The organism is Chryseobacterium soldanellicola (assembly GCF_900100115.1).
In the GTDB taxonomy this organism is placed as follows: domain Bacteria; phylum Bacteroidota; class Bacteroidia; order Flavobacteriales; family Weeksellaceae; genus Chryseobacterium; species Chryseobacterium soldanellicola.
Genome location: NZ_FNKL01000003.1, coordinates 793,422 through 806,630, shown reverse-complemented (window position 1 = coordinate 806,630; position 13,209 = coordinate 793,422). Strand labels below are relative to the sequence as shown.

At 37.1% G+C, this 13,209-nt stretch carries 9 protein-coding genes and 7 tRNA genes; 15 read left to right on the top strand and 1 reads right to left on the bottom strand.

The features are described from left to right. Positions 1–6: 6 nt before the first annotated feature. The 11 genes from BLT04_RS13160 (at position 7) to BLT04_RS13110 (ending at position 9,140) form a co-directional block, all read left to right on the top strand. Positions 7–87 (top strand) — tRNA-Tyr (locus BLT04_RS13160). Between the two features lie 84 nt (positions 88–171). Continuing rightward, a tRNA-Gly gene (locus BLT04_RS13155) sits at positions 172–244 on the top strand. Between the two features lie 97 nt (positions 245–341). Beyond that, positions 342–415: transfer RNA gene (locus BLT04_RS13150), tRNA-Thr, on the top strand. A 20-nt stretch (positions 416–435) separates the two neighbouring features. Beyond that, positions 436–516, top strand: a tRNA-Tyr gene (locus tag BLT04_RS13145). A gap of 86 nt (positions 517–602) precedes the next feature. Further along, positions 603–675 (top strand) — tRNA-Gly (locus BLT04_RS13140). A 41-nt stretch (positions 676–716) separates the two neighbouring features. Further along, positions 717–788, top strand: a tRNA-Thr gene (locus tag BLT04_RS13135). A gap of 317 nt (positions 789–1,105) precedes the next feature. Beyond that, the gene (locus tag BLT04_RS13130; RefSeq protein WP_089756245.1) at positions 1,106–1,786 is read left to right on the top strand and encodes a response regulator transcription factor; all 681 of its coding nucleotides are present in this window, start codon (positions 1,106–1,108) and stop codon (positions 1,784–1,786) included. After that, the gene (locus BLT04_RS13125) at positions 1,787–3,151 is read left to right on the top strand and encodes an ATP-binding protein (protein WP_089756244.1); all 1,365 of its coding nucleotides are present in this window, start codon (positions 1,787–1,789) and stop codon (positions 3,149–3,151) included. It begins immediately after the preceding gene. A gap of 250 nt (positions 3,152–3,401) precedes the next feature. Continuing rightward, positions 3,402–4,643, top strand: a complete 1,242-nt coding sequence (locus BLT04_RS13120; protein WP_089756243.1) for a TolC family protein — start codon at positions 3,402–3,404, stop codon at positions 4,641–4,643. Positions 4,644–4,645: 2 nt separating this feature from the next. After that, positions 4,646–5,731 carry an efflux RND transporter periplasmic adaptor subunit gene (locus BLT04_RS13115; protein WP_089756242.1) on the top strand — a complete coding sequence of 362 codons (1,086 nt, stop codon included), beginning with the start codon at positions 4,646–4,648 and terminating at the stop codon, positions 5,729–5,731. A gap of 310 nt (positions 5,732–6,041) precedes the next feature. Continuing rightward, positions 6,042–9,140: an efflux RND transporter permease subunit gene (locus tag BLT04_RS13110; protein ID WP_089756241.1), complete on the top strand. Its 3,099-nt coding sequence runs from the start codon at positions 6,042–6,044 to the stop codon at positions 9,138–9,140. 86 nt (positions 9,141–9,226) lie between these two features. On the opposite strand, the gene BLT04_RS13105 is transcribed toward BLT04_RS13110, so the two are convergent. Beyond that, positions 9,227–10,726, bottom strand: a complete 1,500-nt coding sequence (locus BLT04_RS13105) for a DUF4394 domain-containing protein (RefSeq protein ID WP_089756240.1) — start codon at positions 10,724–10,726, stop codon at positions 9,227–9,229. 327 nt (positions 10,727–11,053) lie between these two features. Between BLT04_RS13105 and tuf the strand changes: the two genes are divergently transcribed. The 4 genes from tuf to nusG all read left to right on the top strand — a co-directional run bounded on the left by tuf (position 11,054) and on the right by nusG (position 13,171). Then, positions 11,054–12,265: an elongation factor Tu gene (gene tuf / locus BLT04_RS13100; RefSeq protein WP_089756239.1), complete on the top strand. Its 1,212-nt coding sequence runs from the start codon at positions 11,054–11,056 to the stop codon at positions 12,263–12,265. A 54-nt stretch (positions 12,266–12,319) separates the two neighbouring features. Next, positions 12,320–12,390: transfer RNA gene (locus BLT04_RS13095), tRNA-Trp, on the top strand. 13 nt (positions 12,391–12,403) lie between these two features. Next, complete coding sequence (gene secE, locus BLT04_RS13090; RefSeq protein WP_089756238.1) at positions 12,404–12,607, top strand: preprotein translocase subunit SecE; 204 nt, start codon at positions 12,404–12,406, stop codon at positions 12,605–12,607. Between the two features lie 21 nt (positions 12,608–12,628). Then, the gene (gene nusG, locus BLT04_RS13085) at positions 12,629–13,171 is read left to right on the top strand and encodes a transcription termination/antitermination protein NusG (protein ID WP_089756237.1); all 543 of its coding nucleotides are present in this window, start codon (positions 12,629–12,631) and stop codon (positions 13,169–13,171) included. The last annotated feature ends 38 nt before the right edge of the window (positions 13,172–13,209 follow it).

Here is a 13,209-nt window from a genome sequence, read left to right as displayed (position 1 = left end):
ACATGAGGGGAGATTCCAGAGTGGCTAAATGGGACTGACTGTAACTCAGTTGCTTCGGCTTCGTAGGTTCGAATCCTGCTCTCCCCACATTTTTAGTAATAAAAGTCTTGCAGGTTTCGGGAAGTTTTCTTAGATTTGCAGACCGTTACCAATAATTTTGGAAACAAAATTGCGGAAGTAGCTCAGTTGGTAGAGCGTCAGCCTTCCAAGCTGAATGTCGCGAGTTCGACCCTCGTCTTCCGCTCAGAGAATCACACTTTAAAAGGGTGATTTTTTTTTAAAACTACTGAAATGGTGTAGAGTAGAGTTTCTCCATAACCTTCAGTCCTAAGTATTAATATGCCTCCATAGCTCAGCTGGCCAGAGCACGTGATTTGTAATCTCGGGGTCGTGGGTTCGAATCCCTCTGGAGGCTCTATTTACTATAAAACATGAGGGGAGATTCCAGAGTGGCTAAATGGGACTGACTGTAACTCAGTTGCTTCGGCTTCGTAGGTTCGAATCCTGCTCTCCCCACATTTTATAGTATAAAAAAGACTTGCAAATATTAAAGGTTTTTCCTAAGTTTGCACAGCGTTACCAATAGTTTTGGAAACAAAATTGCGGAAGTAGCTCAGTTGGTAGAGCGTCAGCCTTCCAAGCTGAATGTCGCGAGTTCGACCCTCGTCTTCCGCTCAACAAAAATCACGCTATCCCAGTGTGATTTTTTGATTTAAGCCGACTTAGCTCAGCGGTAGAGTGCTTCCTTGGTAAGGAAGAGGTCACGGGTTCAAGTCCCGTAGTTGGCTCTCATTACATCCCGAATTTTCTTCGGGATATTTTTTTGGACACAACTTACAATTAATAATTAATATGCTTTTTCGAACCATTAAGGTTTAATTAAATGGTTAAGAATATTAAGTTTCACGTTTTTTAATTACAATATGCTGCTTTAAAAATCAGTTTTATTTTAATCTTAAATTATAGTAGAGTTATTAAACACCAGGCTCACGAAATTTTTATCTAAATAAAATTCTACCTTAAAATTTGATTAAAGATCTCTTCACTAATTTGAATTCATTCATAATCATAAAAATTTTCGTTAAATTCGTATAAAATAATCTTGATGAATATTCTTTTATTGGAAGACGACCTTATCCTTTCGGCAGAACTTTGTAAGTTTTTAGAATCCAATCATTTTACCTGTGATAAAATTTATGAAGGGGAAACTTTTCTTCGCCAGATTAAAAACAATTCTTACGACTTATACCTGCTCGATATTAATGTACCGAAGATCAATGGGCTGGATGTTTGTCAGACGATCCGTTCTTTTGATAAAAATACCCCGATTATCATCATTTCCGCCTATGGAGATTTGTCGGATAAAAAAGATGCTTTTACAAGGCTGGCAGACGATTATTTGGTGAAACCTTTTCAGTTTGAAGAATTATTATTAAGAATGAATTCTTTATTGAGAAGAAAAACACCTTCGGATACTGCAGATCAGGATATTATCAGAATTGATGATTTAATTATTAATAAAACCGAACAAAAAGTTTTCCGCGCCGGAAACGAAATAGCGCTTACCTTAAAAGAATTCCAGTTATTAGAATATCTGGCAGAAGCACAAGGAAGAACGGTTTCCAAGCAGCAGATTACAGAACATGTCTGGGAACATAATTTTAATACAAACACCAATACGGTAGAAGTTTATATCAATTTCTTAAGAAAAAAAATAGATAAAGACTTTAAAGTAAAACTCATTCATACGCGTTCCGGATTCGGATATTATTTAAGTCCATTATAGATGTCATTAAAACGGAAAATAGCCCTTAATCTCAGCATTGCCTTTTCATTGCTTTTTGGTATTGTGATGGCGGTAATTTATTTGTCTTTTAATGATTTCAGAAGAGATGAATTTAAAGAAAGATTCAGGCAAAGGCTGGAATTTACTTCCCATTTTATTTCCAAGTCCAAAGATTTTGAAGAAGAGGCTCCTGTTTTTTTTAATGAAAACTCTGATAATATTCTTTTAAACGAAACTATTTTAATTTTTAACGGGCAAAAAGAATTGATCTACAGTACGATCAAAGACAGGAATGTCACTTGGGACAGTTCTTTGCTGAAAGAACTCGATGAAAAAAAGATCGTTTATTCAGAAAAAACAGTTCCGGAAATTTATGCGGCTTTGCGAACCATAAATGGGGAAAACTACTACATTCTCACAAGCGCCCTCGATACCAACGGAAATTCAAAATTAGCCTATCTTAAATACCTTTTGATAACGGCGTATGTCATGAGCACGCTTCTTATCGGGTTTTTCAGTTACTATTTTATGGGGCAGTTCCTTCGTCCGCTGGAAGATTTAAATAAAGAAATTTCGGAGGTTACGGCTCACAAATTGACGACTCAAATTCCTGTTCAGGAATCAAATGATGAAATAAGCATTCTCGCAAAATCCTTTAATACGATGATCGGAAGATTGGATGACGTTTTCCAGTCGCAGAAAGACTTTACGGCAAGTGCTTCCCACGAAATCAGAACACCGATCACCAGAATGGCTTTTCAGCTTGAAAATTTAATTAAGCTTGAACAGCATACACCGGAAACATTAACTTCTTTAAAGCAAATGCAGAAAGATGTTTATCAATTGTCAGATTTAACGAATTCTTTACTGCTTTTAACCAAATTTGATAAAGAAAATATTCAGACTTTATATGAAGAAGTGAGAATTGATGAAGTGATTTTTGAATCTTACGAAACCGTTGAAAAAAGTTATCCGAATCTTAAAATGGATTTTCTTATTTCCGAAGACACCTCCGAAAATGGACTTTTAACAATAAAAGGAATTCAATCTTTGCTCGATATTGTTTTCATTAATTTATTTAAAAATGCTGCCGTATATTCCGATAATATGGAAGTCGATGTTTTGATTACAGAAACCAATTTAAATCTTACCGTTGATGTTGTTTCCCACGGAAATACAATTCCGGAAGAGGAACAGCCAAAATTGTTTGAAGCTTTTATGCGCGGGAATAATTCTCAAAATATTTCCGGTTCAGGGCTTGGCCTTAGAATCGTCAAAAGAATCCTTGAATACCACGGCGCCGAAATTATATATTCTTCTCCCGATGAAAAAGTGAATAAATTCAGCGTGGTTTTTGATAAATAATATGCAGGAGATTGTATCAATAGGAATGGGCTTTAGCCCATTTATTTAAATAGAAATTTCAAAATTGGTTTTAACCAAAACTTATTTCAAGGTTAATTAAATCTTAATGGTTCAAAGAACATTTCAAATCAGAATCTTCATCATTTATTTTACATTTATTAACCTAAATCCAAATTTAATTTTTTTTTAAGCCCCATTTAAGGTCGTTTTAATAGCAGAAAAGCAATTTTGTATCATAAAATTGAAAAAAATGAACAAAATTGCAGGGCTGTTCATCGTCGTTTCCTCGGTTACGGCGGCACAACAGCAAATGTCACTTTTGGATTGTGAAGAGGCTTTTCAAAAAAATAATCTCCAGCTGCTCGCCGAACAGTACAACATCAATATGGCCGATGCAGATATTTTACAGGCGAAAATCTGGGAGCTCCCACAATTGAGCGGACAAATCAATGCGTATAATCCCGAAGATAAAAAAGTTTTTGATATCGGTCACGCAAAAGGAGCGCAGGTAACTCAGCTGATTTACATGGGTGGCAAAAAGAAGAACGAAATTGCTTTTGCAAAATCAAATAAAGAGCTGGCCCAGCTTCAGTTTTCTCAATTATTGGTTGATCTGAAAACCCAGCTTCATACAACATATTATAATCTTTATTACGAAAATTTAAAACTTGAAAATACCAATAAGCAATTAGGATACATGAATGATCTTCTGGCTGCTTATCGTGTGCAATCTGCAAAAGGAAATGTTTCTCTTAAAGACGAAGTGAGACTGCAAAGTATTGTAATTCAGTTAAATAATGATAAGCTGGGAATTAATAAAAATATTCTTGAATTTGAGCAGAATTTAAAAATTTTAACGGGAATTACAGACGATATCCAACCACAGCTTTCCGATGCCGAAGCGAAAGATATTCTGGCTGCACAACCTTTTGGTGATGATGGTGAATTAAAAAAGAAAGCTTTGGAAAATAATGCAGATTATCAATATAATGTAAAATTAATCGAAAGCAGCAAATTGTACGCTCAGTGGCAAAAATCTCTGAATATTCCCGATTTAAATCTAGGAGTAGGATGGGACCAAAACGGAGGAACTTTTAAGAATGAAGCTAATCTGATGGTCGGAATTCCGCTGCCTTTATGGAAATCAAATCAGGGAAATGTTGAAAAAGCCAATTTTGCCATTCAACAAAATCAAAAAAATGCAGATTTTCAGAAATTAAATCTGGAAACAAAAGTTGAATCCGCCTACAAAACCTGGAAAACGCAATACGATCAATTAGCGGAAATTAAATCCACAGATCTTAATAATCTTGATTTAGTGTATAACGGAATGCTCAAAAATTTCAGAAACGGAAATGTAAGCCTTATCGAATTTACAGATTTCATGGAAAGCTACCGGCAGACTGCGCTTCAGATTTATGATATGAAAAACGAGATCATCCAGTCGGCGGAACAACTGAATCAATTAGTACAAACGAAAATCTTCTATTAATAATGAAAAAATATATAATCCCGGTAATGGTGGCTTTGTCAATCTTGTCATGCTCAAAAAAAGAGGAAGAGGCAAAACCACAGGCAAAAAAAGGTTTTGAGCTGAGCAATACCATGCTGCAGTCAATTTCTTTGGCGAAAGTCGAGAAAAAAAAGATAGAAGACGATTATAATTTTTACGGAAAAATATCGGCTGATAAGAACAGCTATATCGATGTTTATCCGCTGGTCGGAGGAAATGTTTTAAGTGTAAATGTGGAGTTGGGAGATCATGTGACGAAAGGTCAGGTTTTGGCAACGATCCGAAGTACGGAGTTGGCGGAAGTTCAGAAAGATGTAAGCGACGCAAAAACGGATTTGGTTGTTGCGCAAAACAATCTTCGTGTTGCAAAGGAAATGTATGAAGGAAAGCTGAATACTGAAAGAGATGTTTCGGAAGCCAAAAGCCAGCTGCAGAAAGCGCAGGACCAAATGCAGAGAGCAAATGCGGTGAGCACGGTTTATAATGTGAAAAAAGGGAATATTTACAGTGTTGTGGCTCCGATCAGCGGCTACATCGTTCAAAAGAATATCAACAAAGATATGCAGTTGAGAAGTGACAGAAGCGATAATATTTTTGATGTTGCGAATACAACAAATGTCTGGGCGATCATGAATGTCAACGAATCAGACATCGAAAAAATCAGCCTTGGAATGAAAGCGCAGGTTTCCACATTGTCTTATCCTGACAAAGTTTTTGATGGAAAAATTGATAAAATCTTTAAAATCATCGATCCGCAAACCAACGCAATGCAGGCAAGAGTGGTTTTGAACAATCAAAATGGTTTGTTAATTCCTGACAGTAAAGCGACAATAAAAGTTTCAAGCTCGGAAAATAACACGGCATTGACGGTTCCTTCCAAAGCGGTAATTTTTGATGATAACAGAAGTTTTGTAGTTATTTTTAAATCAAGAACGGATGTAAAGGTTAAAGAAATTAAGGTTTTAAAACAGGTCGGTGATATCACCTACATTTCCGGAGGTTTGTCTGAAGGTGAAGAAGTGATTACGAATAATCAACTCTTGATTTACCGCTCTTTGAATAGTTAAATTTTATTTTAGTTTTAATTTGAAACATTAAGAATTATTATTATGCAGAGTTAAGAGGTTAAGTTTTAATTAAGAAAACATCTTAGATATTTTTTAAGCTAAATACAATTCGCTTGCGAATTCTTAATATTTCAAAACTCCTTAATTAATCTTAATGGTTTAAAATATAGGATCACTTGCTGAGTGAAACGCCTTTGCGAACGTAAAATATGCAGAACAATTAAATAAAACCTTTGCGAACCTAGCGTTAAAAATAAAAAAAAGAGTAAAGAATTCTTTCAACGACCTTTTTAGGTCAAAAAAATCTATCATGAATAAATTCATTAAAAATATAATTGCTTTTTCGTTAAAAAATAAAGCATTTACCTTTATTTGGGTCGCTATTCTGGCGGTTTCAGGGTTTATAAGTTTCAAAAATATGCCTATTGAAGCCTTTCCTGATGTGACCAATACCCAGATTGTCATCATCACTCAATGGAATGGGCGTAGCGCGGAAGAAGTCGAGCGTTTTGTTACGACACCTATCGAATTGGCGATGAGTCCGGTTCAGAAAAAAACCAGTGTGAGAAGCACGACGATGTTTGGGCTTTCCATTGTTAAAATTCTTTTTGATGATGGGGTAGATGATACTTTCGCCAGAAATCAGGTCAATAACCAGTTACGCACAGTCAGCCTTCCTGATGAGGTAGATCCCGAAGTGCAGCCGCCATACGGGCCGACCGGTGAGATTTTCCGATATACATTGGAGAGCAAAACGAAAGATTCCCGGGAGTTATTAACCTTACAAAACTGGGTGGTTGACCGTGCGTTGAGAGGGGTGCCCGGAGTTGCGGATATCAATGTTTTCGGGGGTCAGGATAAAGTTTTTGAATTGAGTATTGATCCCAGAGCTTTAGATAAATACAATTTGACTCCATCTCAGGTGTATGATGCAGTGAAGAAAAGTAATTTAAATGTCGGAGGTGATGTGATCGAAAAAAACGGACAGGCTTACGTGGTAAGAGGAATAGGTTTGGTGAAATCTATTAATGATATTGGGAATATTACGATCGAAAACGATAACGGAAACCCTGTTCTGGTTAAAAATGTGGCAGACGTTCATGAAAGTTCGATGCCGAGAGTAGGACAGGCAGGCTTAAATAATCATGAAGATACGGTGGAGGGAATCGTCGTGATGAGAAAAGGCGAAAATCCGCGCGATGTTTTGGTTGGAGTTAAAGCTAAAATTAAAGAGCTGAACGAGAAAATCCTTCCGAAAGATGTAAAAATGGTCACTTTCTACGATCGGGATAATTTGATGGATTTCACAACGCATACCGTAATGCATAACCTTATCGAGGGAATTGTTTTAGTCACGGTAATCGTTTTAATTTTCATGGCGGACTGGAGAACAACGCTGATTGTTTCTATTATCATTCCGCTATCTTTATTGTTTGCTTTTTTATGTTTAAAACTGGCGGGAATGAGTGCCAATTTACTGTCACTCGGAGCAGTCGATTTTGGAATCATCATCGACGGAGCCGTCGTCATGGTGGAAGGACTCTTTGTCATGCTCGACCACAAAGCCCATCAATACGGTCCGGAAAAGTTCAATAAAATGGCAAAAGGTGGCTGGATCAAGCAAACAGGAACCGGTTTGGGAAAAGCGATTTTCTTTTCAAAATTAATTATCATTACCTCATTAATTCCGATTTTCTCGTTTCAGAAAGTAGAAGGCAAAATGTTTTCACCATTGGCTTTTACATTAGGTTTTGCATTAATTGGTGCTTTGATTTTTACCCTGACTTTAGTTCCGGTTCTTTCGCATATTCTTTTAAATAAGAATGTTAGAGAAAAAAACAATCCTTTCGTGAATTTCTGGGACAGAATTGTTTTGAAAGGCTTCAACTATACTTTTAGACATAAAAAAATGAGTCTAATTGTTGCCATTTCATTTTTGGCAGTGACCTTATTCTCAGGAAAGTTTTTGGGAACGGAATTTTTACCTCAATTAAACGAAGGCTCATTGTGGATCACCGCAGAAATGCCGATGAGCTCATCATTAAAAGAATCGCTGAAAACGGCAGATCTTTTAAAGAAAGACATCATGAGCTTTCCGGAAGTAACGGATGTTCTTGCACAAACGGGGAGAAGTAATGACGGAACAGATCCGAACGGATTTGGATTTGTACAATTTGCCGTTAATCTCAAACCTAAAGATGATTGGAAACGAAATATCAGTTATGATGAATTAATTGAAGAAATTGACAAAAAACTAAGAACCTATCAGGGAATTACCTTTAATTATTCTCAACCTATTTCAGACAATGTTGCCGAAGCGGTAGCCGGTTTTAAGGCTGAAAACGGGATTAAAATCTACGGAGATAATTTACAGACCTTAGACAAGCTAGCTGATGAGGTTTTAAAACAGATCAAAGATGTTGATGGTGTAAAAGATCCGGGAATTATTAAAAATATTGGTCAGCCCGAAGTCAGTGTGGTGTTGGATCGAGATAAAATGGCAGCGTACGGCGTAATGCCCGATGATGCACAATCTGTTCTTGAAATGGCTTTCGGAGGAAAAACAGCTTCGGAAATGTTTGACGGTGAAAGAAAATTCCCGATCAGATTACGATATTCTCAGGAATACAGAAAAGATGAAAATGATATTGCGGCACTGATGGTTCCCACACAGGACGGTTCAAAAATTCCGTTGAAAGAGATCAGTACGATCGTAAAAGATAACGGAGCTGCCTTTATATATAGAGATGATATCAAAAGGTATATCGGCGTAAAATTCTCGATTCGCGACCGTGATTTGGGAAGCACTATTGCTGATGCACAGAAAAAAGTGGCGAAAATCGACCTTCCTGATGGATATTCTATCGGCTGGACAGGGCAGTTTGAAAACCAGCAGCGGGCTTCTCACAGATTGGCGCAGGTTGTTCCGATCAGTATTTTAGGGATTTTCTTCTTGTTGTTTATCCTTTTTGGAAACATGAAAGATTCCTTATTGGTATTGGCAAATGTCCCTTTTGCACTGATCGGAGGAATTATCGCCCTTCATGTCACCCGAATGAATTTTGGAATTTCCGCCGGAGTCGGGATGATCGCTTTACTCGGGATCTGTATTCAGAACGGGGTAATTCTCATCACGGAATTCCATCAGAATGTCAAAAATGGATTGAGTCTGGATAATGCGATATTAAATGGAGTAAAATCCAGAACGCGACCTGTAATCATGACGGCATTAATGGCTTCCATCGGATTAATGCCTGCAGCCTTATCTACAGGTATTGGTTCGGAATCTCAAAAACCGTTGGCCATTGTAATTATAGGCGGATTAATAACGGCAACCGTTCTTACATTATTAATATTTCCGATCATCTTCTGGATCTTCAACAGAACGAAGAAATCTCAATCAATTTAATTATTCTTTTATATTATATTAAAATCGAAGCGCGGAAAACAAAGTTTTCCGCGCTTCACCATTATTGAAATAAAAATATTATGAGTTTAAAATCCTAATCCCACAGCAAATGCTTTTACCGTATTGGGATAATCTGCCACTGAAGTTGCAGCTCCTGTTGATGTATTGACAGTATAAATTTTTGTAGCTGAACCCACTGAAGCCATTAAATAAGCTTTCTGACTCATACTTCCGATATCAAAACCATTGGCAGAAGTAATATTGATTCCTAAAGAGCCTGTTTCTACTAAAGTTCCGTTATTAGGTGGGTTTTGCTGATATAATTTATCGGTATTATGATCGATGACAAATAAAGTTGTGCTGGTTGTTCCTGCAAAATTATTGGTATACGCTGCAGCACCTAACATGGCTCCGACAGGATTGATCGCCGAGTCTACTGCTGTAATTCCTCCTGTAACAGGGTCCAGGCGAAGATTTTGGCCCGTATTGCTTACTACGCGTATTTTATCAACCAATGGATTAAAATCAAATCCGAAATCGGTTCCTGATAATAAGGTTGCAAAAGGTGAGCTTCCAACGGCTGTTGCTGCTCCCGTTCCTAAATTGATCGTATAAATTCTGCTGGAGCTTCCCAAAGCATATAGTTGTCCGTTCAAAGGACGGAAATCTATTCCTAAAATATTTTCACCACTTTGCAATCCGGCTACTGTTTTAGAAACCGGCATCGGACTGTTCGGGTTAAAGATCTGGAGATTATTAGCATTATCAACAGCATACGCAACTGCTTCTGTAGGAATCGCCAAATCGATAATCGCCTGTTGAAGAGATCCGATGTTGGTTGCTTTTCCATTAATAAGATCCAGCAAATGAAGTTTATCGTTTAAAGCTAATAATGCTGTGCTGTTATCATGCTTAATATCAAAAGCCGCCTGTCCTGTAAAGGTGGTTCCAAGACTTCCTACTTCTACCAGAGTTCCGTTATTAGGAGGATCTTGTTTAAATAATTTTCCTGAAGCGGGATCAATATCATATAAAATAGTAGAAGAGGCACCGGCTTTACTGTTGGTGTAAGCGATTCCTGTGATGGACGGACTTCCCGGTCCTGTAATATTGGTGTCGTTACCCGCAGTAGCTCCGGTTTCCGGATGAAGACGGAGATTTTGTCCCGTATTGCTTACCAGACGAATTCTGTCAACAGTAGGGTTAAAGTCAATAGATGCAATCGTTCCTGAAACGGCGGGTACAAAGGCCGTAGAACTTACAATTCTTGCAGAAGCGTTGGTTGTATTAATAATGTATAATTTACTTGCGTTCGATAATGCATACAATTCTCCTGTAGCAGGTCTGAAATCAATGCTTAATAATTTTTCTCCTGAAACCACTCCCGTAACTGCCGTTTTAGAAGTAAAAGCCTTAGGATTATTGGAATTAAAATAGACCAGCTCATTCATGGAAGTTAATCCGTAAACCATAAGATCCGGTCCCTGAGCCATGTTTTCAGGCATAATGTAATCATCCGAATCATTGCACGAGAAAATCGTTGTAAAAGCAGCTAATGCCAGACAGAGGTGTAATAGTTTTTTCATAATATTTATTTAATAGTTGTTTTTATATGTACGAAAAAAGATTGTAGATGGTTTTATTGGCAAAAAATATGCTCTTAAAATCTTTTTTAGGCCCTATTATATTCATAATTAATAAGATAGTTTCGTTTTTTAATAAAAGGGTTTGCCGGATTTTTTAAATTGAGAAAATTGTGTAAATTTGCACTTCAATAACATTGAAATATAAGGTTTGTAATTCTTTGGATCTGAATATTGAAACTTTTTTTAATAAAAAGGTTTTGATATTTAAAAATTCATTATATTTGCACACCGAAAATTTGAATAAACAATAAATAAATAATTTAAATCATGGCAAAGGAAACGTTTAATCGTAACAAACCACACTTGAACATTGGTACTATTGGTCACGTTGACCATGGTAAAACAACTCTTACAGCTGCTATTTCTGCTGTATTAGCTAGCAAAGGTCTTGCTGAGAAAAAAGACTTCTCTGCGATTGACTCTGCTCCAGAAGAAAAAGAAAGAGGTATCACTATCAATACTGCTCACATCGAATACGAAACTGAAAATAGACACTATGCTCACGTTGACTGTCCAGGTCACGCCGACTATGTTAAAAACATGGTAACAGGTGCTGCTCAGATGGATGGAGCTATCGTAGTATGTGCTGCAACTGATGGGCCAATGCCTCAAACAAGAGAACATATCTTACTTTGCCGTCAGGTAAACGTACCTAGAATTGTTGTTTTCATGAACAAAGTTGACATGGTAGATGATGAGGAGTTATTAGAGCTTGTTGAAATGGAGCTTAGAGACTTGTTAACTACTTATGAATTTGACGGTGATAACTCTCCTGTAATTAAAGGTTCTGCATTAGGTGCACTTACTGCTGCTACTGCAACTCCTGCTAACACAGAAGATAAATGGTTCAAAAGCGTTGAAGAATTAATGGATGCTGTTGATACTTGGATCGAGCAACCAACAAGAGATATGGATAAGCCATTCTTGATGCCAATCGAAGATGTATTCTCTATTACTGGTAGAGGTACTGTAGCAACTGGTAGAATCGAGGCTGGTGTTATCAACACTGGTGATCCTGTTGATATCGTAGGTATGGGTGATGAAAAATTAACTTCTACTATTACAGGAGTTGAGATGTTCAGAAAAATCCTAGACAGAGGTGAAGCTGGAGATAACGTAGGTCTATTGTTGAGAGGTATTGAAAAAACTGACATCAAGAGAGGTATGGTTATCGCTAAGAAAGACTCTGTGAAGCCACACAAAAAATTCAAAGCATCAGTTTATATCCTTTCTAAAGAAGAAGGTGGACGTCACACTCCATTCCACAACAAATACCGTCCTCAGTTCTACGTAAGAACTACAGACGTTACAGGTGAGATCTTCTTACCAGAAGGTGTAGAAATGGTAATGCCTGGTGATAACTTAGAGATCACTGTAGAATTGTTACAGCCAATCGCTCTTAACGTAGGTCTTAGATTTGCGATCAGAGAAGGAGGTAGAACAGTTGGTTCAGGTCAGGTTACTGAAATCTTAGATTAATCATCTTAAAATAAATAAGGCTTCCGACAGGAAACTCTCGGAAGCTTTTTATCTACGGGCATCGTCCAATGGTAGGATACCGGTCTCCAAAACCGTTGATCAGGGTTCGAATCCTTGTGCCCGTGCAAACAGAAAATAATGAGCTTAGTAGAATTTTTAAAAGGTTCTTATAACGAATTCAGACATAAAGTTGAATGGCCAAAGTGGTCTGATCTGCAATCTTCTACAATTGTAGTAACTATTGCAACAGTGATCTTGGCATTATTTACATTCGGAGTTGATGAATTGTTTTCTAAAGCAATCAGCAACATAATAGGGATGCTTATCAACATGTTCAATTAATATAAAAAGTATTTTCCCATAATGAGCGAATTGAAATGGTATGTGCTGAAAGCGATCAGCGGACAGGAAAATAAAGTGAAAAACTATATTGAGACAGAAATCAAACGTTTAGGGTTTGAGCAGTACGTTACTCAGGTGGTTATTCCTATGGAAAAGGTTATTCAGGTTAGAAACGGTAAAAAAGTTCCTAAAGAAAAGCCATATTATCCTGGATACTTAATGATTGAAGCTGACTTGATGGGAGAAATTCCTCACGCTATTAAGAATATCCCGGGTGTTATTTCTTTCTTAAGTTTAACGAAAGGAGGAGATCCTGTTCCGATGAGAAAATCAGAGGTCAACAGAATGCTTGGAAGAATGGATGAGTTATCGGAATTTGCAAGCGATGTTGAAATCCCTTACATTGTGGGTGAAAACGTTAAAGTAATTGACGGGCCTTTCAACGGATTCAACGGAACTGTTGAGAAAATCCTTGAAGATAAAAAGAAAATTGAAGTTTCTGTTCTTATCTTCGGTAGAAAAACTCCAATGGAGTTAAGCTATATGCAAGTAGAAAAAGTATAATAATTACTTTATAGATAAAAATTTAAAGACTGCTGAAA

Bases quoted from the DNA above. Each gene is read 5' to 3' on its own strand.
- BLT04_RS13130 (WP_089756245.1), top strand. From the start codon at position 1,106: ATGAATATTCTTTTATTGGAAGACGACCTTATCCTTTCGGCAGAACTT.
- BLT04_RS13125 (WP_089756244.1), top strand. From the start codon at position 1,787: ATGTCATTAAAACGGAAAATAGCCCTTAATCTCAGCATTGCCTTTTCA.
- BLT04_RS13120 (WP_089756243.1), top strand. From the start codon at position 3,402: ATGAACAAAATTGCAGGGCTGTTCATCGTCGTTTCCTCGGTTACGGCG.
- BLT04_RS13115 (WP_089756242.1), top strand. From the start codon at position 4,646: ATGAAAAAATATATAATCCCGGTAATGGTGGCTTTGTCAATCTTGTCA.
- BLT04_RS13110 (WP_089756241.1), top strand. From the start codon at position 6,042: ATGAATAAATTCATTAAAAATATAATTGCTTTTTCGTTAAAAAATAAA.
- BLT04_RS13105 (WP_089756240.1), bottom strand. From the start codon at position 10,726: ATGAAAAAACTATTACACCTCTGTCTGGCATTAGCTGCTTTTACAACG.
- tuf (WP_089756239.1), top strand. From the start codon at position 11,054: ATGGCAAAGGAAACGTTTAATCGTAACAAACCACACTTGAACATTGGT.
- secE (WP_089756238.1), top strand. From the start codon at position 12,404: ATGAGCTTAGTAGAATTTTTAAAAGGTTCTTATAACGAATTCAGACAT.
- nusG (WP_089756237.1), top strand. From the start codon at position 12,629: ATGAGCGAATTGAAATGGTATGTGCTGAAAGCGATCAGCGGACAGGAA.